The following is a 20,564-nucleotide window of genomic DNA, read 5'->3' on the forward strand; positions in this document are numbered from 1 at the left end:
GACATGCGAAGAGCTCGGCATGGATGTAGCCCCCCAATCGGTCAGGATCACCCCCGAAAGGTCAGAATACCACCCCCATCAGGTCAGCCAAACTCCCCCGTCAGGTCAGGCAAACTCCCCCATGCAGTCAGGATTACCACTCTAAGGTACTGAACCCTATAGCATTTTCGCGCGCGAATTAGAATCTTTTGAATCATGAATCCTTCCGCTGTTCCAGCGGCGTTGTTCTATTTTTCCCTTTATCAGCAGTCAGAGCGATTCGCGCGCACCCCTCATCCAACGCGAAGCCAAGGTAAGCATTTAGATGACGGGAGATAGTTTAGGCCGGTTGCACTGCAATCCACACAGTTGCTGAAAGAGTTTAGGGGTAACGCGCTTGCGTGCCGCAGGGCAGGGGGCGAGCTACGACGTCACAGTCCCCACACAAAGTTCGATTGGGCGAAGGATCATCGATACTGAGACTGGGGGTGCTCGATTGACAGGTCCTTGCCCAACGTCTCGTAAATATCACAGCGGTTTGAATGTCATGATCGCCGATCCTCGTCGGCGAGGCGTCGATGGCACGCAAGCAGCGACCGGAACACGAGAAGGCGACCGACGTTCGCGCTATCCATATGGAGGGGACAGACGCATGAGTAAGTCGGTGCTGATCGTAGAAGACGAGAATTTAATACGGGGATTGTGCGCCGATGTCTTTACGGACGCGGGATACAGCGTGACTGAGGTGGGCACGGGCGACGAAGCGTTAGCGCTCTTGAATTCTGGCGCGCCGATCGATCTCGTCTTTACTGGCGTCAAGATGCCGGGATCCGTGGATGGATTGGCATTGCGGAGAGAGGTGGAAGTAAATTGGCCGCACACGAAGATGCTGATCACTTCCGGTCACATGACCGTGGAGAGGGCTAAGCTCACCGCAGCGCCCACGTCGTCTCCGGCTGCTGCGCCACCACCTGCGGTCGACGTCGGTGCCGTCCTCTCCGCGATGGCGGGCATGAAGGAGGGTGGCGGAAATTATCAAAGCTCGATTGTCGATCTGCTACAGTTGCTCGATCTCGATTCAAGCCTTTCTGCCCGCAAGGAGCTGGCGGAGGAATTGAATGTGCATGTGGGGGCCGATGGCACTGCGGAGCAGAACGTTGCGTTGCATCGCGCTGTGATCGCCAAGCTCGCCGAGAACGGCGGCATCGTTCCAGATGATTTTCGGTCTTGATTTGGCGGTGGCGGCCGCGGCGAACTCCGTTCTCCAGAGCCTCACTCCTATGACATGATTTGGAAATCGTGGGTCGGGTGGCGATGAGATCCTGTGAGGAGGGCAGGGCGGGGCACGGCGTTCGCCGGAGATACCTGATTTCCGGCGCGATGGCCCTGGCGCTGCTTCTGGCCGTCGGAGCCGGGGCGCAGGTGCCGACGCGGCCGTTCTCCTTCATGGGGGATAGCACGGTCAGGCAGACGAAGCGGACGTCGTTGGCCGGGGAGCCCTGCGTAAATGTCGGAAGGGCACTGCGATGCGGACCTTCCAAGGCGATAACCTACGACGGGCAGCGGCTGAACTTCGTTTCGCTGGAATACTGGGACGGGCGGATGATTCGGGCCGTGGGTGCATTTGACCGGGGCCAGCATGCAAGAGTCCGGGCTCTTCTGGTCAGGGCCTACGGCCAGCCGCAGCACGCCGGCTATCAGTCGATGGCGGAACGCCCCGATCCCTTCACCCATCCGGAGACAATCTGGGAATTTGCCGATGGGCGGCTTGAGCTAGACAGTCGGACGTATGGCTCGCCCGTTCTGCTGTTCCGCTTTTCAGTCAAGCATCCCCAAGATGACGAGCCTCGGGTCGGCCCGCCCGGATAGGATGGAAACATCGCTCCAGGAAGCTATCGACCATCATCGTTGCCGCTGCCGCCGCCCATCGCATACCGCCAGCTCCATGTCCCGTTGGTTTGGGCGTTGACCATCGGTGACCTAAATTGGCCGAGCTTCAGCGCGAAGCAATGGACAACGCGGTGTGGACGGCATCGGCGGCCCGGCGCGCGGCGGAACTCTGCTGACGATTGTAGTCGAGAGCCTGCACCACATAGGCGGTCTTTCGATCGACCGCGATGCAGTAGACGGTTAGCGAGCCGCCCCCCGCCTTGGGTCCCGACGCAAAGACCGCCAGTTTCCCCGGATAGATCTGCCGATTGGCAGCGACGTAGCCTATTCTCGACGAGGCGCTCTCGGCGACCTTGAGACATTCCGGAACGGAGAGCTTCCCCGCATCGCTTCGTTCCACTCGATACTCCAAGCCGAACTTTTCGGAAGCAGCGGAAGCCGGAGCGCAGATGGCCCAGGCATTCACGAACGCGGCCATTGTGCAAACTTTGATTGATCGCATTGTATCGCCTTTTAAGTGCGGGATATCAGCAATTACGTGTGGCAGACCTGCGAGTTCCGGGCCCCAGATCCAGACAGTCCACGGACGGCGCCCTTCCGATTTCCGCAAGACGCTCAGCGCACCCACCACGCTCAGGATTGGATCGTCATTCCACACGTGCATCCCCGAACAGGAATGGCCGGTTTAGTCAGCGATCCTCAGATTAGCGCTATAGCGCTCGGCCCGAGCTCGAGAGTTCGACCGGCATTAGCCCGCCCAAATAATTCTATCTCCCAATCATGCTGGGTCTAGCTAGCATCGGTCTTCAGATCCAGGTGACTGCTCGATGGAGATAATCATGACCGACCGGCTGCATCCCGAGACCTTGGCGCTGCATGCGGGTTGGCGTGCGGACCCGTCTACCGGAGCGGTCGCGCCGCCCATCTATCAGACGACGTCCTACCAGTTTCGCGACACGGACCATGCCGCCGACCTGTTCGCGCTGAAGGAACTGGGAAATATCTATACCCGCATCGGCAACCCCACGACCGACATACTGGAGCAGCGTGTTGCAGCGATAGAGGGCGGCGCCGCTGCGCTCGCGCTGGCCTCCGGTCAGGCGGCCTCGGCCTATGCGGTTCAGAATCTGGCGAGGGTAGGCGATAATATCGTCAGCGGCACTGATCTCTATGGTGGCACCTGGAACCTGTTCGCAAACACACTGAAGGACCAGGGCATAGAGGTTCGGTTCGTCGATCCCGCCGATCCAGAGGCATTCCTTCGTGCGACGGACGATCGGACCCGCGCATGGTACGTCGAGACCCTGCCCAATCCGAAGCTGGTTGTCGCTCCGATACGTGAAGTTGCCGCGCTTGGCCGTCCCCTCGGCATCCCGCTGATCGTCGACAACACTGCCGCTCCCCTGATTGCCCGGCCGCTCGACCATGGCGCGGCGATCGTCGTCTATTCGACTACCAAGTATATCGGGGGTCACGGCACTTCGATTGGCGGAATTATCGTAGACGGGGGCACCTTCGACTGGGAGGCCTTGCCCGAGCGCCAGCCCCTGCTCAACACCCCCGATCCTAGCTATCACGGTGTCGTGTGGAGCGAGGCGGCCAAGGCTCTCGGGCCGATCGCCTATATTCTACGCGCTCGAACCGTCCTGCTGCGCGACCTGGGCGCTGCCCTTTCGCCATTCAACGCGTTCCAGATTCTCCAAGGGCTGGAAACCCTGCCGCTCCGGATGCCGCGGCATTGCGAAAACGCCGCCAAGGTCGTGACCTTCCTTCAGGGCCGTCCAGACGTAGTCCGGGTCATCCACCCCTCGGTCCAGACCGGCATCCAGGCAGAGCGAACTACGCGATACCTCAGCGGAGGGCATGGTGGTCTGGTCGGCTTTGAGCTCGAGGGCGGCGGGGCTGCGGGCCGCGCTTTCATCAATGCGTTGAAGCTCTTCTATCATGTGGCGAACATCGGTGATGCGCGCAGCCTTGCCATTCACCCAGCTTCCACCACACATTCCCAGCTGTCGGCGGAGGAGCAGTTCGCGACAGGCGTATCGGAGGGCTATGTTCGCCTTTCGGTTGGCCTCGAACATATCGACGACATACTTGCAGATCTCACGCAAGCGTTGGATGCGGTGGCGCCGTAGACGCCGGGGGGAGCGCGTGAACTGAATGTTTCGCCCTAGCTGATGTGAATGCGGCGCCGACAATGCGCGAGGCATATCCCGACCGCTCCTGCTACCCGAGCGACCACCGTCCGCCTTTCGTATGGCGATCGACTGACATTGCTGTTTCTGGAACGTTGGGGGGAAACTGCGCTGGACGGTTCCAAGAGATATCAATGAGTTTCGGAGCCGAGATCAAGGCCCGCTTCCGACAGCAGGTAGGACGCTCGCCATCGTCTGATCGTTCGGCAAGGGCGCTTTATTTCTTATGAGCCGCCCGCTGACCCATCGCTTTGGCTGCATCCTCGCTCCCAAGGATCAACGGTCGCCTCCACAGGCCGAGATCGTCCAAATCCTCACCGAAGCCGGCGAACGGCCGCCAGTTTTCGTTATGCTGTTCCAGAACGGTTGCGCCGGACGCCCACGCCAGCGCGACACCCCCTGCCACGTCCCAGATGTTAGGTGTGGCGAAGCGCGCTACCTGCAGCAGGCCTGCGGCGACGAACGCGCATTCGATGGCGGCGGAACCAGTCTTGCGCACATCCCACATGCTCGTCCCGTCTCGCAGATCGGGTTCGCCAGCCAGCCGTCGCCGGACGGCAGGGTTGGCCTGCCGGGAGAAAGCTGTTCCCTCGAAGCGGAGGCCCTGTGCGGTCCCACAATGGTAGACGCCCGGAGTGAGGAGGTGGCTCGTACTGCACCACAGGGCGCCTACGAAGGGCACGCCGCGATAGAGGACTCCTACGGAAGAGGCGAATAGCGGGAAGCCGTTTACGAAATTGGTGGTGCCGTCTATCGGGTCGATCGCCCAGGTGAAGTCATGGCCACGGCCTGGTCTCTCCTCCATTTCCTCGCCGATGATGTCGTGGCCTGGAAATCGTTCAGTCACGCGCAAACGGATTTGCGCCTCGACGGCGCCATCCACTTGACTGACTGGGTCTTTGAGCAACGCGGCGGCTGCTCCCTCGCCCTTGTATTTGACGGAGAGGATAGTGCCGAGTGCCGAGATAATCTCCTTGCCCCCCAACGCGGCAAGCTCCACTGCCAGTGCTTCTATCTCTAACAGAAGGGTGGGATCCAGATCAGCGGGAATTCGCATCATGCCGGTTCCTCTTTTCTTTCGCCGGGAACCAGCACCGTCACAGGGGTTTCATCAAGGTGCAACTCGATGGTCCATGGTTCGCCCGGCAGATCGAGCGGGCGATCATCTATGCGAACACGCATGGCCTGCCCTTTCAGAAGGATGCGGCAGCCACCCTCGATCCTGGCTGGAGGGGGGCCGGAGAAATGCTCAGCCCACGTCGTCATGGCTAGTCGGTCCGATGCCTTGACGAGAAGGACGTCTAGGACATTGTCTCCGGGGTCGGCGCGGGGGGCGAATGGCAGACGCGGACCGATCGCCGCGATGTTGAGAACTTCGATCAGCAGCCAAGGTCCCTCGAAGCGCGTGCCGTCGATGTCCACGTCGCAATCAAATGGTGCAGCGCCGGCGAGAGCGTCGCGAAACGCGACGCGGCCGTTTTCCCGCTTTTCCTCAGGCGTCTCGGGATCTTCGTCCACCATCTCGATCGCGTCATTGAGGGCGCCCAGTCCGACCGCCTCCACGAAAGCGCGCATGCCGAACGGCCCGAGGATGGTTCCGATCGTCAACTTCCGCTCACGCGCCTTCCCAAGCCCCGCAATGATGTCGCAGGTCGACTGACGAATGCCCAAGGCGCGCGCGATGTTGTTCGAGCCGCCAAGAGGCAGTATCGCGATCGGAACACTCCGGTCGGATATCTCACTTGCCGCGCTGGTGACGGTGCCGTCGCCTCCCGCGGCAATGATCAATTCCATTCCGGCAGAGGCTGCAGCGATGTCGTCCTTACCATGCTCGCAATAGGTTATCGCGTATCCTGCTTCTTCGAGGTCAGCGATCAAAGGTTCAATAGGTTCAGGTTCCGTCCCGGCGTTGGGATTGTGCACCATAAGCGTTTTCATGCAGCGAGATACCGTGACTGATCGTCGCTTTTACCTAGTGCCGGATCTGCGATAATCACCATCGGCGTCATATCGACACGCTGTTCGACCACGAACGCTCTGACCTCGCAGCGGGTACCGGCATGCGGCCCTGCGTGATGAGCGCACGGTCAACCAGGCTTTGGTGCGCTACCATTCCATAAGGGTGGTCAAGGTCCGGCATGACCGTCCGGTGGAGGAGGGCCGGCTTCTTTTGAGCCATGATATCGTTTCCGTTAAGCGGCGAGATTGCTAGGAGACTAAAGCGCGAGGGCTTGTTGTCGTTCCCCCATCGATACAGACGCTCTCTGACGTAGACTGCTTTTCTCTCGACGCGCCGAAGCACATGATTGCCATCGGCTCTTGACCTTCCGCCAGCTATGCATCCAATGCCAACGTACATCGCACGCTCGGGAAGCTCACCCGAAGGTTCACATGAGGCTGCCGTCACCTCAATGACATTTACTTTGCCTGCTATGTCGAACCGGGATTATGCGCTCGGACTTGCGCGGGCGTTCGGCGGAGCGATTATCTTCGGATTGCCTCTGCTCATGACCATGGAGATGTGGTCTCTGGGGCTTGCCATTCATCCGGCCCGGTTGCTGATTTTCGTCGTCCTGAACTTCTGCGTCCTCGTCGTTCTTTCACGCTTCGGCGGCTTTGAACCCACTGATTCCATCGGTGAGGATCTGCTTGACGCCCTTGGCGCCTATGCCGTGGGGATAGCGGCGTCCGGGTTGATCCTCGGACTATTCAATCTCCTCTATACCTCCATGCCGCTGGGCGAACTTGCCGGCATGATCGCGGTACAGTCCATCCCGACCAGCTTTGGCGCGATGTTGGCGCGCAAGCAACTGGGCGACGGCGAGGATGACAAGTCGGAGGAGCAGAAGCTCCGGTCCGATGGATATGCGGGTGAGTTGTTTCTCATGCTTGCCGGTTCGATGTTCCTGGCATTCAACGTCGCGCCTACGGAAGAGGTGATCCTGATCGGGTTCAAGATGACGCCGTGGCATAGCCTGACGCTCATTGCCGCATCGTTGTTCGCGCTCCATGCACTCGTGTTCGCCGTGGGTCTTCCCGGTCAGGAGCAGGCGCCAGACGGATATGGCGGGATGAGGTTGTTCATAGCCTACACCGTCCCAGGATATGCGATCGCTGCCCTTGTCAGTCTTTACATACTGTGGACGTTCGGCCGCGTGGATGGTCAGGCGCTACATGCCATCGCGGGAAGTGTCGTTGTGCTGGGATTTCCAGCATCCATAGGCGCGGCGATAGCCCGACTCGTTGTGTGAGGTAACGGATGAAATCGAATTCTTCGGCTGTCGCCCGAACTCCGATCCTCGAATGGATCGCTGCCGTCACCGGCCTTGTGGTTTTGCTGTTCCTGTTGGGCGCAATCGGCTTCGATGCGTTGCAGGGCGGATCGCGCGTCCCCCCGGACATTCGGCTGGACACGCATCCAGCGGTGAAGGTGGGCGACAGATATCTGGTAACCTTCGATGCCAGCAATAGAGGCGGTGCCACCGCCGCTGCGCTTGAGATCGAGGGGCAACTTACGGATCACGGACAGGTGATCGAGACGAGCAGTAGTACGATCGACTATGTCCCGGGCCATGGTGCAGCGCAAGGCGGGCTGTATTTTGAACACAACCCACGCGGCATGACCGTCACGGTTCGCCCTCTGGGCTATCAAGCGCCATGACATAGGCCACTGAAGGACGCTCGTCGGGTCGCGGCCAAGACGTCGAGATGGTTTCTGTTCGCATGAGGTCTACTGCACGACCCTTATGAGACGCTCAGAGCCAGAATTCGGCTCCCCAGGTGCAGACCTTCCGCTTTTCGGCAGCTCGCGAGCCTTTATTGCCCTTGCCGTTCGCTTTCGATCTCGCAAACATCTGGCCGTGACAAAGGCGGCCGATCGGGACAGTCTATTGAGACTATCGCCCATGCGCTATTCCGATCAATTGGCATTCTAGCCAGCCTTCACCGAGGCGTGGTCAAGGCGCTCCGAAGCCAACCTGACGCTCCTCCGGCGCAGCGAGCAGCTGTGCACCGGAAACCTGGGCGAGCTCGATTAGGATTTCCTCGTTGCTCTCGCCGACCACGCCATGAAGCAGTTGCCCATCCACCCTTGTGCCCGGACCAACAGTGACCTTGTGGCTCCCGAAGTAGATCACGGCCCGTCCTCCCGACGCAGCATGCGCCTCTACTTTTTCTGCAATGCTGGCTTGGCTGAACGAGGCTGACATCTTGGATCTCCTGCTAATAGTTATAGAAGGCCCATCCAGGTCACAGGTCAACAGCGATACTGGTGCGCGCACAGCATGGAGGCGGTCATGGCAGGGGCCAGCGCTCGAGGAGTGCCGCTGAGCTCGTGAGGGTGACAGCTTTTGTCGCTCTCCATGGTCAAAGTGAACATGTCGAAAGCGCAATATGGCTAAAACAGATACAGTCACACATGACACGGGCAGCGTATTTCATGCACTTGGCCTGCCGGACGCCGACGATCTGCAGTTGCGCTCTGAACGTCTCATGCTCATCGGACAAATTATCGCCGAACGGGGGCTGAAGCAGCGCGAGGTTCGCGTGCTGCTGGAAATGAGCCGCTTTGAGATTTCTGCCCTGATGCGAGGTAGGATCAACCAATTCTCGTCGGAGAGACTGGCGCGCGCTTTGCAGGATCTGAACGCCAGCATCGTCGAAGTCGGGCGGCCCGAAAAACTGGCGTCGTAGAATTACCAACAATCATTTTGGATCCCAGACCCACCCTTCGGGATGCAACGCATCGTCGATCCAAGGGGCGACGGTGTCGGTGGGACCAGAGCAATACCAGTCCAGATAGTCGCCTTCCTCTCTGATCCAGGCGACCATGGTTCCGGCCTCGCGCAGACCGTAACTTGCCTCTGCACCATCATAGTGTGACCACTCAATGTTTGTGAGCGCTGACCACATTGCCTGAGCGGCGGAGGAATCGGATCGAATACGGTCACCGAGTACCCGGTCAACGGTTAGTTCGAAACGCTTTCGGTCCCTGAAACAGCGACTGCTTGCGGTTTCGATTTTCGCTGACGACTTTGCCGCCCGCCGGAGACTGGCGATAGGCGCCCAGTCTATATGTGGGGTTTTCTCCGCAGTCGCACTGCTGATGTGCCCGTCTGTGACCGCCAAAACTTTCCGGGATCGGTGAGAACTGCTGTTTGCGAACCTTGCACGCCAATCTTTGAGCGTCGCTCCCGGAACCTTGTCGCGCACCACGACATGGATCTCGTTGCTCTGAAATGTGATGGCTTCCATCAGCCTCTGGTCTCCCGGCACGACATCGACGACGACAACGTCGAAATGACGCTTCAACCAGTAGAAATTCGCCCCTAGCTTATCCCATTCGGAGACCGTTTCGCTGATGCCGGGGCGAACTGCCAATTTACCGCTTCCAAGCCGGATCTCCTGAGAGGTCTCGTGATAGCCCCATACCGCCAGTTTGGGCATCAGCGACAGGTCGGCCTGATCATCGCAATGATACTGCGTGAGACGCCTTACGTCGCCAATGTGATAGAAGCCCGCGTCGATGAGATTGGTCAGTGTGCGTCGCTCAAAGTTCGTATCGACCGCCACGACCCGGCTTCCCAGCTTTTGATGCTCGATTGCTATGGCGGTGGCCACAGGCGACAGGTCCGCGCCTTCCACCAAGCTCTGCACGCTGATGACTTTCATAAAACTCACTCTTCGGGAATGGGATGAAACAGATTAGGCGCGATCAGCGCTGGATGGGGCCAAGGACCTGTAGATCGCCGTTAATTGTGTCGAAGCGCCAGCCAGCCGAGAGCTCGTGCATCTTGCTGTCGGGTCCGCGGATGCTGATGGACATCTCGCAATTTTCTCCGGGGCGCGGTGCTGCGGATACACAGCGACGATCGGTCAGGCTCTCGAAACTGGACTTCGCCATATAGGCCGCATCCGCTTCCTTCGCCCGATCGCCTTGCGCGGCCTCGGCAGCCCTTTTGCCAACATCATTGTCGGTCCCGAGTTCGCGGGCGATGGCGGCGGAGCGACGTGCACCTTCTTCGAAGCTGCGAGCATGATCGGCATAGAAGGCAGCATCACGGCTCGCGGCCGCCTGCTCACTGAACCAGTGGCGCTTTACGGCGTCGGCATAGTCAGCCTCGCTGGTGCCGCAGCTAGCGAGCATGACTATAAAGAAGGGTAGGGTGGTCCAACGCTGCATATCGCCTCCGAATGATCTTGGAGGCACCGACTGAAAGCCGGGTGTTAGGAACCCTGCGCAAACACAAGGCGCCGCCATTTTGGGCAGAGCCTTGGACATACGACGGCCACCCGGCCAAAATAGCTTTGGCCGGCGTTTGCGATAAGAGGTTCCTACGCCTCACCCACCGGGACAGACCGGAGGGCAGGAGCAGTGCTAGCGGGGATTGCACCATTTGGGAAGATGTCCTGGAATTGGAGATGAGCCTGCGTCTTCAACCGCTACGTTGTTTATCCTCGTGAGCAGGCTCAGCGATCCAGCGCGACAGCGCCGTTTTCGGAGCTCATCGCAAATGAAAGAGATAGGGCAGCCGTCCGGCTGCTTATTCGGCGACGATGCGCGTTGGTGCTTTCCAAAATAGTCAGAGGTCCGTCACTGGAGAAGGGCTATGACCTGCGCTACCGCAGCCACATCCGCCCCCTTGTGTTTCTTGTCCTCGTTGGAGCTTTCCGCATGACGCGCGTTTCACCCGATACCGATTTCCCCGAAAGGGTAACAGCCCGTCCTGCTTCCACCGGACCCTTTCCGCGGAACTTCAAAGGATGCCCTGACATCCAATCTATAACGCCAGATGATCTCTCATATTGGGAGGCACACACCACGCTACTGGCTAGTGTCAGCAAGGGCTGGCAAAAGGCCCATAGAAAGGGGGTTCTACCCGGTAGCCGACCGGATATCCTAGGACGAAAAGCTCACGCAGGTTTGGATCATGGCGCGTCGCTCCGCTATAATCTAGATAGATCAATGTGTTGCTGTCTATCGCCACTCCGTCGTCGGGTGCGGCGATGAAACTCACGCAGATCAACGTCAAATATGACGAACCCAAGATTCGGGACATTGATCGGGTCGCAGCGGCCAAGGGCATGTCACGTCCTGAGCTTGTCAAGGCTGCAGTCGACGAGGCGATCGAAGCCTATGATGGCGGTCGGCTATCTTTCCAGACGGACGATGCCCCGCGGATCGAAGGCAGCGTGAATTCGCTCACGATCCAGGTGCGCGAAGCGATATTGGAACTGGACCGCAGCCAGCGCGCCAACCAGCGCCATGAGAAGAAGCTGCTCGATGCCTTTGTGGGTAGCGAGGAGGCGGTGCGCCAGGCTCAGGAAAATCTGATGGCGCGGATCAACGACATCAACCGAAAATCCTATGAGCCATTTCTGATGAAACTTGCCGAGGTTCAGGCGGCCATCGCGGGTATGCAGGGCAGGCTGAACGACGCGCAGGGCGAAAAGCTGTCCGCGATCCAGGATCGGCTCGATGCCGTTCACGCCGCCGCCAAGGTGCCGCGTACCCAACACAATCTCGTGCTGGGCGATGACACGGTGCTGGCATTTCGCTTCCTGTTGGGATGCGGGTTTCTCACGGCATTTTGCGCGATCCTGCTGTTCCTGATCACCGCCGGCCTTGTCCCGTGGCTGGGCAAATATGTTGCCAGTCGGACGCTTACGGACACCCGTCAAATCTGCGGGGTCATCAACGATCGATATGGCGTCACAGACTGCAGCATCCCAGACGAGTATCGCAGGCCATCGGTCCGTTCGGCGAGGGCAAGCCGATGATCAACCTTGCCGCCGTCAGTTCCGCCAGCGGGGCTGGCCAATATTATTCGCAGGACAATTATTACACCTCGTCCGAACTGACCGAGGCCAGCCAATGGATCGGTCGTGGCGCAGAGGCACTGGACCTGCGCGGACGAGTGGACGAACAGGGCTTTGTCGCCGTGCTATCCGGCAAGCTGCCTGACGGCAGCAGCATTCCCATCGTGCATGGCGAACACCGCCCCGGTGTCGACCTGACATTCTCGGCGCCCAAGTCGATATCCCTCCTGGCGCTGGTGGCGCGCGATGAGCGGATCGTCGTCGCCTTCCGGGAGTCCGTGAATGCAACGCTGGGCTGGGCCGAGAAGAATATTGTCGAAGCGCGGGTCTGGGATCCAAAGGCCCGCGTTCAGGTGGCAGAGAAGACAGGCAATATGGTCGCGGCGACCTTCCTGCATGATGTGAACCGCAACAATGAGCCGCAGCTCCATGTCCATGCCGTCATCGCCAATGCCACCAAGGCGTCCGACGGCAAATGGCATGCTGTCCACAATGACCAGCTCTATCGCAACCAGCATCTCATAGGCGCTGTCCATAATGCCGAACTGCGCTCGCGGATCGAGGCACTGGGCTATGAGACGGTGCCAGCCCGCAACCCGATCGGTGGGGCCTTCGAGATCAAGGGTATCTCGCGCGATGTGATCGAGGCCTTCTCCACCAGGCGCGGGGAGATTCTCGAAGCGTTGGCCAAAGAGGACCGCCGTAGTCCACGCGAGCGCGAGCTGGCGGCGCTTGCTACCCGGCAGGCCAAGAACCCTGAGTTCAGCCCGGAGGCGCGAAACGCGGCCTGGCAGGCGACCGCCGAGCGCGTTGGCTTCGACGGACGCGACCTGATTGACGCCGCGATTGAGCGATCGGGTCGGAAAGAAACGATCTGGTCGAGAATATTGGACGGCGTGCGTGGCATCGGTGCGAAAGGTGTCGCCATAGCCAGCGCGATGGGCCTGACCCCGCGCGATGGCGATGCGCTGGTGCCGGAGCGGCATGGCAGGCTCTGTCCTACTGAATATGCGGCAGCGCAGGCTGTGGCATCGGCGGCACGGGACCTGGGCGAGCGCGAAGCAGCCTTCGATCGCAATGATCTAATCCGAACCGCGCTGGAGCGTGGCGGTCCGGTGCTCGTCACGGACATTGAGGCACGGATCGGGGCACTGGTCGACAAAGGCCTCCTCATCGGCGGAGAGCGACTAACCACGACCGAGGCTGCCCTCAGACTGGAGCATCGGGTTATCGACCTGGCCAATGCAGGGCGCGACGCCGTCGCCCCGCTTGCGCAGGGCAACACGGTTGCTGCCAATCTTCAGCAGGCCGCCCGTGATCTGGGTCTTCGCCGGCTCAATACCGGACAGGAGATTGCTGGCACCGATGTGCTCCAGTCCCATGACCGCGTGCACCTTGTTCAGGGCGGCGCAGGTGTTGGTAAATCCGCCGCCATGATGCCGGTGTCGCATCTGATGAAACAGGAAGGGCGCGCTGTCTTTGCGCTGGCCCATGCGGGGCGAACCGCGCGCGATTTCGGGGCAAAGCTCGATGCGCCGGCTTCTACCGTGGATAGCTTCCTCGGTCGGTTCCGGCGGGTGCTCGATGGATCGGCTACTCCGGCGCAGGTCGCCGAGTCTCGCGCCAGTCTGGCCGGGTCGGTAGTCATGGTGGACGAGGCGTCTCAGATTGGAAATGAGCGCCTCGCCCGCCTGATCGACCTCGCAAACAGAACCGATGTCGCCCGGCTCGTCCTCGCTGGCGATGTCCGTCAGTTGCCCGCCATCGAGGCGGGCAAGCCGTTCGAGCTTCTGCAGAAGGAAGGGCTCGCCACATCCATTGTCACCGAGAATCTGCGCGCCCAGTCTCCCCAGATGCAGGGACTCAACGCGGCGCTGGAGAGCCGGGACATGGGCCTTGCCTTCGAGATTTTGAAGCCAGACACGCTGGAAGTGCCGTTCGCCAAGGGGCCGGAAACTGCCGCTCGCCTCTGGGTGACAGCGCCGCAGGCTGAGCGTGACCGGACGCTGCTATTGGCGTCGGGCCGGGCCATGCGCAGTGCGGCCAATGCAGCGGTGCAGGACGAACGACTGGCCAGAGGCGAGCTGGTGGGCGAGGCGCAGCAAACGACTGTCCTCGACCGCGTAACCGTCACCCGCGAGGGCGCGCGGCAGATGCGCGGCTATCAGGAAGGCCGGATTGTGGAGTTCCGCACCAATCTGCCGCGCCAGGGCTTTGCGCGCGGCGATCGCGGCGAGGTCCGATCGGCGGAAGGAGATAAGGTCATACTCGGCATGACTGATGGGACAGTGCGGGAGTTCCTGCCCGACAAACTCGCCCGTAACCTCAGCCATGATGCCGTGTCGATTTACCAGCTCAAGGAGATCGGCCTGTTCGAGGGCGACCGCATCCGATGGACCGACAATGACCGCGACCGCGGCCTGCTCAACGGCGATATCGCTCATATTGCTGTCATTGGCCGCGACAACATTACGGTTCTGACCGGCGACGGTCAGCGTCATGAACTTGGCCGGGGCGACACCATGCTTGAGCGCCTCGACCTTGCCTATGCGATAAACGTCCATATCGCGCAGGGTATGACTGCCGACAAAGGCATCGTGCTGATGAGCGAGCGCGAAAAGATGCTCAACACCACACAGTCCTTCCTGGTCGCGGTGACGCGCATCGCCGAGACCGCAACCCTGGTGGTCGACAACGTCCAAGCCCTTGAGAGGGACGTCACCCGCAATCCCGGCGGCAAGACATCCGCCATGGACGCCGCCGCGCAGCCGAACGCCAAGCCGGAACTGCCAGTGCCGGTTCTCGAACTCGATCTCAGCCTCTGACCACAGTGACCTGTAACGGTTTTGGTATGCCTTTTTGCTCTTGATGGTGGCGTCGCCGATATTGTGTGGAGGGGGGGGCGTTTCCCCGGCCGCATAGATAAACGTCCGATCGACATCCACGCCTTCGAGCTGCCGATCGACGTTCTGGTCCATCGAACTCACCCGGATGTACCCGACCCTATGCCCCTTCACGCAAAATTTCGAAATATGTCACGTTAGAATCAAAGATGTGGTCCTCCACATGTCAAAAAACCTCAAAACCCATGCTAAAGTGACACCTTTGCCCTGAGATCTGTTACGTAAGGATGGGGCACACCCCAGAGTGACGGAGCACATCTGAACCGGTTCACGGTGTTGGGTAAAAAGAGGGTGCTGTGGCACGGGACTGCTTCATTGCCACAGAATCTCTTTTGAGGTACACTAATTGTTCTAACGGCTCTAGGCAGGAACGGGGCGCAGTGACCCATCAAATCAACGTAACGCCCAATGGGCGCATGAGCTTGCCCGCTGACATACGGCGACGCCTTGGCCTTAACGAGGGTGGTGCGATCTATCTCGACGAAACAGACGACGGTGTAATCCTGAGAACAGCGGCGCAGGCGGTGGCACGTGCTCAAGCGCTTGCCAAGCGTTACACTGGAGACAACCCTGATGCGTCTGTCGACGCTTTTCTCGCCAAACGTCGCGAAGAGAGTGGCGAGTGACCGAGGTGGTACTCGATGCTTCGGCACTCCTTGCCATGCTGAAGGGTGAACGTGGAGCGACGAAGGTCGCAGCTGTGATCGCAGACGCGCGCATAAGCGCTGTCAACTATGCGGAGGTTGTAAGCCACTTCGTATATGCCGGTATGCCGGAGAAAGAGATTGATGCGATGCTCGATCCTCTGCCCATGACAATCGTACCCGTGGATAAAGCTATTGCACAACTGGCAGGGCGACTGCGGGCCGCGACGGCGGGGGCGGGTCTGTCGATTGGCGACCGCGTATGCCTGGCTCTGGGCAAGCGTGACGGGCTGCCGACCTGGACTAGCGATCAGATTTGGAAGTCCGTCGCTGATGCCCTACAGATCAAGGTTGTAGTCATCCGCTGAGCGCAACGCCGAAAGGAGTGACACCGGTCGGGTTGTGGCCGTTATGACCCCGTCCGGTTTGAGACCGCCCATTCGAGGCTGATCCGCGCCTGTAACGCCAGCAGGGGGTGGGAAACGGACCGACTGGCTTGCTATCGCGCCCGTCAGAATCGAACATCAATAAAAACCCTGTTCTTCCCGCGTTGAACTACAACGACCCTCTACGGACTATCGCTTCGCCGTGAGTGGAAATGCGTCCCCGGTGCTCGTCGCGGAGAATGATGTTCGCAAGATCGTTGGCAGTGTCATGGTCGGACATGAGCCCTTGCCGCCAGAGGTGACCAACCATGCTGTGAACGAATATCTGGCCGTGCTGGACGATGTTGACTTTGGCGCCGCGACGCCTGTGTTCCGAAGGTCCTGTCGCCTGCCGATCCTGCCGCGCGCTGGACCAGCGCCAAGGGCGGTCAGGCGTTTTTCGCCTACTGCACCAATTATCTGATCGACCTTAAGAATGCCGTCGTCATGGATGTGGAAGCGAGCGCGGCGGTGTCAGGCTGAGTTGCCTGCGGGACAGCGGATGATCGATCGCGTTCAGGACCAGTTCGAAGTCTGGCCTGCGCGACTGGCTGCGGACACTGCTTATGGTTCTGCAGAAAACCTGGCGTGGCTGGTGCACGAGACAGGGAATGAGCCGCATATCCCGGTCTTTGATCATAGCCACAACGCCGGAAGAGACGGGATGGTTGCAGGATGTCCGATGCGCGCGCTTCTGCGCGGGAACGCATGGGCACAGGCCGTGTTGTCGTCTGATACACGGAGGCCATATGACTGAGACATCTACACCGGCAGACGCGCCACGCCGGGATCCCGATCCCCGTAGCGCGTTCGGCAATCCCGACCTCGCCAAGCCCGCCGCTGATGAGAGAAACTCAGAAGGCAGCGATGTAGTAGGTCCAGCGGGCGGCGAACATACGAAGGATGAGTTGGACCCGCCCGTCATTGATGCAGATGATCCGGAGGAGCTTCCCGTGCCGATCGCGGACCATCACCGACCTTGTGAATGATACCTCGGCCGTCTCGGGAGGGATATTGGTACAAGTCCGTAGGGGTCCCCGGACCGATCAATTGAAAATCAGGCGTCTTTGCCGATCAGGTTGGGTGTCTGCATTAAGGTAGGTTGGATCGAACTCGCCGACTTTCATTAACCCTACCCAGTCGTGGATTTGCACCATCCCCTGTCTCACGGTGGCGAGGCGATCGTCGCGAAGCGCTTTCAGACTGCGGTTGACGTGCACGCTAGTCATCGCGGTCGCATCTGCCAAATGTTCCTGAACCACTGGGAAGCTATATTCGGCGAGCGGCTCGCGGCCTGGACCTGCATAACGAACCGCCATTTCGCACAGCACATGGGCAAGGCGAGAACGAGCATCTTTCCTGCCGACATTAATCGCCCATTGCATGAGGATCGCTGCATCAAGGATGCAATCACGCCAGAAAGCCTCAGCAAGAGCAGGGTAACGCTGCGCCAGCGCCCGAACGGCGGTGTGGGGGATGCGCACTATGACGGTATCTGTAAGGGCGGTCAGGCCGCCAATGCCTAGTGGCCGAACCGCAGAGTGGAGATCGGCCATGTCGCCCGGGATATGAAAAGCGGTGATTTGTCGCTGGCCATTCTTAACCTGCCCTACGCGGGCCACCAAGCCTGAAGCAATGAGGCAACAAAAGAACGTCTCTTCGCCCAGTGGCACAAAATCCTGACGCGCTCGGACTTCGATCGGATGCCCTTCGAGAGCGAGAACGGCTTTCTGCTCTTCATCAGTGAGAACTGAGCGTGCCAGCAGTCGCTCAACGAAGAGCTGGAGCGCAGCGCGACATGGAGCTGAAATGGGATCCTCCGTAGTTGAAAGGCGCAACTGAGCGCACGACCAAAAACGCCAGAGGCGTCAAATGGCAACATGAATCATGATAATTTGCTACCGCGGGGTATTCCGGCGGTCTTTGATTGTAATCAGCTCTCGGAAGGCGATTGTCGCCAGGGTTTTGCCATCGCAATCGGCTATCTCTATGCGGTCATCAAGATCGATCGGACGCCCCTGCATAAGATGCTCGGCCATTAACTCCCTCGCGCTGCGTATCGCCTCGTCCTTCGCAGCTGGGAGATCCCGGAAATCACGGCCCTGCTCATCCATGAGATCCGCGTCATTGAAGAGGTTCAAGTGATAGTGTGCCATAGGGTTTGAAAAGCTGAAGACTGTTGTCTGTTCCTCGCTTTAACCTGTGGCAATACGGATTTCAGACAGCCGGAGCATCCAGACTAACCGACGCCAGTAAATGCATTGACTCCCCATATGACAACTAGCGTCGCTGGCGCGCGGTCCGGCAATTCGATGGCGCAAAGGCCGCATTTCAGACTGTTCGGTTACTGGCGGGTAGAGGGGCATAGCTGCCCGTCGGTCGCCGACCCACGGCAGATATCATTCCAATTCTTTTCGCTGCGCAGACCGGACGCTCTCCGCCGAACGCTGGTCCAGGTTCAAGGGCGACTAATGCGATCCGCAAGTTCGTCAAGATCCTGCGGAGATATTTCAGTTCGGGCTACAGGCCATCCTTCAAGGAGAAGGGGCGATGAAATTGTGACGCCAGTTAAGGCCTCATGATCGCGACTGACCATACCTTTCCATCGAAGCACGACTTCTCGAAGTGTTCCGCATGGGCCGTCATCATTTGCCGCAGCGCTGTCCCAAGGGATAACTTCCGTCACGCAGAAATCCTCTCGAACGATTGTGAAAGACCATGCGCCCATCGTGAACAAACAACAACATGTCCTATCAACGCGCGTATTCACTTTTGCGTCGATATCGATGTTTCGCAACCCCGGTCAGCACCGCCATGATGAGGCCAAGTTCGACCAGTAGGTCCAATATCATGTGATTTCGGACACCCAAGCGGGACCATTCTGTCCTTTTCGACTGGTTCATTTTCGGTTAATGTGGCTTTGCGACCCGAAGGGCTCAAAGTCGTACGACCAAGAGTTCTGCTGGCCCGTTCGTAGCTTCGGCCGCGGACGGGTCTTTTTTTCACGGCTTTTCTCAGGGGAAGCAGGTTGAGCACCTTTCGGATACCACCCGGTGGAGAGAGCTACTGAGGCGATTTCTCGCCCTAGGGTGGGGTGTAGCTCTCTCCGAGAAATGGGGCTATACGGTGCTTAACCGTCTGAAAAGACGGATTATGATCGCGGGAGGTAAGCCGATGTCTTTACCTGGGACAGCCCTGATGCTCGATGTGGCTCTCGATTTCGTCTCACGCCATGGCGACCACGCTATCGCGGATTTTGATGAAATCTATAGTGGATTGGTTGAAGAGGGCGCGCTCCGAACTGCGGCGGAGTGGTGGCGGCTTCGGGAATATGTGATCATCGCTCAGCGCGGCAATGCCACACTCAATTAGAGCGACATTACCCTCGACGGGCAGCTAATAACCACGCCGTTGAGGATTTCCTTGGCCGTTGCAAGCTGGGCAGGGGGGGCCGGTGTTATATTCGGTCAGCGTGGCCGGAACGTTGATGCCAGCCTTCGCATACTGGCGGCGGGCCTCCTTGTTGGCACCAACTCTCGTGATGAGCCGCAAGCGGTATTGACTGAGGCCCCGGTCGCCGGCCCCATCCCGGCCTAGCGATCAGGCTGACATCACGGCGGGCAACGGCTTCAAGACTGCAGCCGACAGCCACGCGAGGGCTTCCTGGTGGTCGCTAAAGAAGCGAATTTCGCCCATCGATGATCCTCTCGACAAGGAGAGGTTCGAATAGCCAGGTTTCACAAGGATCGCAGTGCGATCGCACGCTTGCCTCGGAGATTCCCGCCTCGCGAGACGTTCTCCACCAAATTGTGTCTGGATGACGCCGTTACGGTGATCAACCAAGTGCATGACGCGGCCATTCTTCTGCCGGGAGCGAATCATCGCGGCGTGGAGATCGGCGATATATGCCGCCTGTTCTTCGGGCTGGCTGGCACCGGTGCAAATGGTCGTAACGACGCCGCTATGGGGATCGAATGAGACGGTTCGCATTTCAGGTCGCCCTCACTCGTTCCAGCACGACAGCATTGGGATCTAGCAGCCACTGGAGGGCAGCTTCCTCACTGCCAAATGCCCCTGCCTGGGTGCTCGTGCGGTTCATCTGCATCTTTTGCAGCGAAGATTCGACAATGACGGCCGTCCGATCCTTAGGATCATGCCACTCAGCAGCAAGAGCGTTGAGCACAGCAGCAGCCTCTTTGCTATGTACCTGGGCATGGCGAGCATCGACCAAGTGCAAGAAGGGCTTCGATTTTCGTTTGGCGGCCGATTTGAACGCCAACATCTGATCGGCATAGGTCTGAACCTCGTCGTCGGCCGTAAATCCGATCGAGACGCTACGGACGATTCCCAGGTGCTCGTCGAGCACGGCGCTCATCATACAGCCTCTCCTAAAACTCTTTGGAGCAACATACCGCGTTTTGCTCAACCAGGGATCAACAGGTCCGGTTAATGCCTGTTGCCCATTGGAGGGTTTGCGACGTGACGCGATAGCCGCTCTGGAGGTTGAGGTTCGTCGGGTTGCCCGACTCATCCGTCGTGGTCAGGCCGGTGATGTTGCGCGACATCACTGAGTCCTTGGCCGATGGGGGAGCCGTGGTCCTTTCTGTGGAAGGGGACGAAGTGAAACTGACCTCCGTTCGTCACAGCATCAAGCGCGCTCAGGACCTCTACCGCCAACCTGTCAAAGCTGACGCGGGCGTCGACGAGTTT

General features: G+C 59.4%; 21 protein-coding genes and 3 pseudogenes. 14 read left to right on the forward strand and 10 right to left on the reverse strand.

Translation table 11 applies throughout. The features are described 5' to 3' along the window. Positions 1–631 precede the first annotated feature (631 nt). The 3 genes and pseudogenes from LWE61_RS16260 to LWE61_RS16270 all read left to right on the forward strand — a co-directional run. Positions 632–889: pseudogene (locus tag LWE61_RS16260) on the forward strand (response regulator); the annotation flags it as partial. 24 nt (positions 890–913) lie between these two features. After that, positions 914–1,210: pseudogene (locus LWE61_RS16265) on the forward strand (DUF3597 family protein); the annotation flags it as partial. A 149-nt stretch (positions 1,211–1,359) separates the two neighbouring features. After that, a complete protein-coding gene (locus LWE61_RS16270) occupies positions 1,360–1,848 on the forward strand; it encodes a hypothetical protein (RefSeq protein WP_234151707.1) in 489 nt (162 codons plus the stop codon). Positions 1,849–1,975: 127 nt separating this feature from the next. Here LWE61_RS16270 and LWE61_RS16275 read toward each other — a convergent pair whose 3' ends face one another. Then, positions 1,976–2,347, reverse strand: a complete 372-nt coding sequence (locus tag LWE61_RS16275; protein ID WP_234151708.1) for a DUF6180 family protein — start codon at positions 2,345–2,347, stop codon at positions 1,976–1,978. 361 nt (positions 2,348–2,708) lie between these two features. Here LWE61_RS16275 and LWE61_RS16280 point away from each other — a divergent pair, with 361 nt between their 5' ends. Continuing rightward, positions 2,709–4,004 (forward strand): O-acetylhomoserine aminocarboxypropyltransferase/cysteine synthase family protein, encoded by a 1,296-nt coding sequence (locus LWE61_RS16280; protein ID WP_234151709.1) that lies wholly within the window; start codon positions 2,709–2,711, stop codon positions 4,002–4,004. A 277-nt stretch (positions 4,005–4,281) separates the two neighbouring features. On the opposite strand, the gene LWE61_RS16285 is transcribed toward LWE61_RS16280, so the two are convergent. Continuing rightward, positions 4,282–5,124: an inositol monophosphatase family protein gene (locus LWE61_RS16285; protein ID WP_234151710.1), complete on the reverse strand. Its 843-nt coding sequence runs from the start codon at positions 5,122–5,124 to the stop codon at positions 4,282–4,284. Further along, the gene (locus tag LWE61_RS16290) at positions 5,121–5,990 is read right to left on the reverse strand and encodes a diacylglycerol/lipid kinase family protein (protein ID WP_234151711.1); all 870 of its coding nucleotides are present in this window, start codon (positions 5,988–5,990) and stop codon (positions 5,121–5,123) included. The genes LWE61_RS16285 and LWE61_RS16290 overlap by 4 nt, the downstream gene beginning before the upstream one ends. A gap of 485 nt (positions 5,991–6,475) precedes the next feature. Here LWE61_RS16290 and LWE61_RS16295 point away from each other — a divergent pair, with 485 nt between their 5' ends. Both LWE61_RS16295 and LWE61_RS16300 read left to right on the forward strand, forming a co-directional pair. After that, entirely contained in the window at positions 6,476–7,315 is an 840-nt protein-coding gene (locus tag LWE61_RS16295; protein ID WP_234151712.1) for a TIGR02587 family membrane protein, read from the forward strand. 8 nt (positions 7,316–7,323) lie between these two features. Beyond that, a complete protein-coding gene (locus LWE61_RS16300) occupies positions 7,324–7,725 on the forward strand; it encodes a hypothetical protein (protein ID WP_234151713.1) in 402 nt (133 codons plus the stop codon). 295 nt (positions 7,726–8,020) lie between these two features. Here the strand turns inward: LWE61_RS16300 and LWE61_RS16305 are convergent, their stop codons facing one another. Then, positions 8,021–8,272 carry a hypothetical protein gene (locus LWE61_RS16305; RefSeq protein WP_234151714.1) on the reverse strand — a complete coding sequence of 84 codons (252 nt, stop codon included), beginning with the start codon at positions 8,270–8,272 and terminating at the stop codon, positions 8,021–8,023. 184 nt (positions 8,273–8,456) lie between these two features. Between LWE61_RS16305 and LWE61_RS16310 the strand changes: the two genes are divergently transcribed. Continuing rightward, on the forward strand, positions 8,457–8,756 hold the full coding sequence (locus LWE61_RS16310; RefSeq protein ID WP_234151715.1) for a helix-turn-helix domain-containing protein: 300 nt from the start codon (positions 8,457–8,459) through the stop codon (positions 8,754–8,756). Positions 8,757–8,768: 12 nt separating this feature from the next. Here LWE61_RS16310 and LWE61_RS16315 read toward each other — a convergent pair whose 3' ends face one another. Further along, positions 8,769–9,734, reverse strand: coding sequence for a hypothetical protein (locus tag LWE61_RS16315; protein WP_234151716.1), 966 nt, complete (start codon positions 9,732–9,734; stop codon positions 8,769–8,771). 43 nt (positions 9,735–9,777) lie between these two features. Continuing rightward, the gene (locus LWE61_RS16320) at positions 9,778–10,245 is read right to left on the reverse strand and encodes a hypothetical protein (protein WP_234151717.1); all 468 of its coding nucleotides are present in this window, start codon (positions 10,243–10,245) and stop codon (positions 9,778–9,780) included. Between the two features lie 785 nt (positions 10,246–11,030). Between LWE61_RS16320 and LWE61_RS16325 the strand changes: the two genes are divergently transcribed. The 5 genes and pseudogenes from LWE61_RS16325 to LWE61_RS16350 form a co-directional block, all read left to right on the forward strand. Continuing rightward, positions 11,031–11,843 carry a hypothetical protein gene (locus LWE61_RS16325; RefSeq protein ID WP_234151718.1) on the forward strand — a complete coding sequence of 271 codons (813 nt, stop codon included), beginning with the start codon at positions 11,031–11,033 and terminating at the stop codon, positions 11,841–11,843. Further along, a complete protein-coding gene (mobF, locus tag LWE61_RS16330; protein WP_234151799.1) occupies positions 11,840–14,707 on the forward strand; it encodes a MobF family relaxase in 2,868 nt (955 codons plus the stop codon). The genes LWE61_RS16325 and mobF overlap by 4 nt, the downstream gene beginning before the upstream one ends. Before the next feature lie 458 nt (positions 14,708–15,165). Then, positions 15,166–15,411: an AbrB/MazE/SpoVT family DNA-binding domain-containing protein gene (locus LWE61_RS16340; RefSeq protein ID WP_234151719.1), complete on the forward strand. Its 246-nt coding sequence runs from the start codon at positions 15,166–15,168 to the stop codon at positions 15,409–15,411. After that, positions 15,408–15,797, forward strand: coding sequence for a type II toxin-antitoxin system VapC family toxin (locus LWE61_RS16345; protein WP_234151720.1), 390 nt, complete (start codon positions 15,408–15,410; stop codon positions 15,795–15,797). The genes LWE61_RS16340 and LWE61_RS16345 overlap by 4 nt, the downstream gene beginning before the upstream one ends. Before the next feature lie 328 nt (positions 15,798–16,125). Beyond that, positions 16,126–16,518: pseudogene (locus LWE61_RS16350) on the forward strand (transposase); the annotation flags it as partial. A gap of 382 nt (positions 16,519–16,900) precedes the next feature. On the opposite strand, the gene LWE61_RS16355 reads toward LWE61_RS16350, so the two are convergent. Next, the gene (locus LWE61_RS16355; protein WP_234151721.1) at positions 16,901–17,692 is read right to left on the reverse strand and encodes a Crp/Fnr family transcriptional regulator; all 792 of its coding nucleotides are present in this window, start codon (positions 17,690–17,692) and stop codon (positions 16,901–16,903) included. A gap of 60 nt (positions 17,693–17,752) precedes the next feature. Then, positions 17,753–18,010: a DUF6894 family protein gene (locus tag LWE61_RS16360; RefSeq protein WP_234151722.1), complete on the reverse strand. Its 258-nt coding sequence runs from the start codon at positions 18,008–18,010 to the stop codon at positions 17,753–17,755. A 1,042-nt stretch (positions 18,011–19,052) separates the two neighbouring features. Between LWE61_RS16360 and LWE61_RS16365 the strand changes: the two genes are divergently transcribed. Beyond that, positions 19,053–19,226, forward strand: coding sequence for a hypothetical protein (locus tag LWE61_RS16365; protein ID WP_234151723.1), 174 nt, complete (start codon positions 19,053–19,055; stop codon positions 19,224–19,226). 459 nt (positions 19,227–19,685) lie between these two features. After that, complete coding sequence (locus LWE61_RS16370) at positions 19,686–19,832, forward strand: hypothetical protein (RefSeq protein WP_234151724.1); 147 nt, start codon at positions 19,686–19,688, stop codon at positions 19,830–19,832. Between the two features lie 13 nt (positions 19,833–19,845). On the opposite strand, the gene LWE61_RS16375 is transcribed toward LWE61_RS16370, so the two are convergent. After that, a complete protein-coding gene (locus tag LWE61_RS16375) occupies positions 19,846–20,232 on the reverse strand; it encodes a hypothetical protein (protein WP_234151725.1) in 387 nt (128 codons plus the stop codon). Between the two features lie 55 nt (positions 20,233–20,287). Continuing rightward, positions 20,288–20,419 carry a hypothetical protein gene (locus LWE61_RS20655; RefSeq protein WP_267961804.1) on the reverse strand — a complete coding sequence of 44 codons (132 nt, stop codon included), beginning with the start codon at positions 20,417–20,419 and terminating at the stop codon, positions 20,288–20,290. Positions 20,420–20,564 lie beyond the last annotated feature (145 nt).

The sequence above is a fragment of the Sphingobium sufflavum genome, assembly GCF_021403115.1.
GTDB classification, from domain to species: Bacteria; Pseudomonadota; Alphaproteobacteria; order Sphingomonadales; family Sphingomonadaceae; genus Sphingobium; species Sphingobium sufflavum.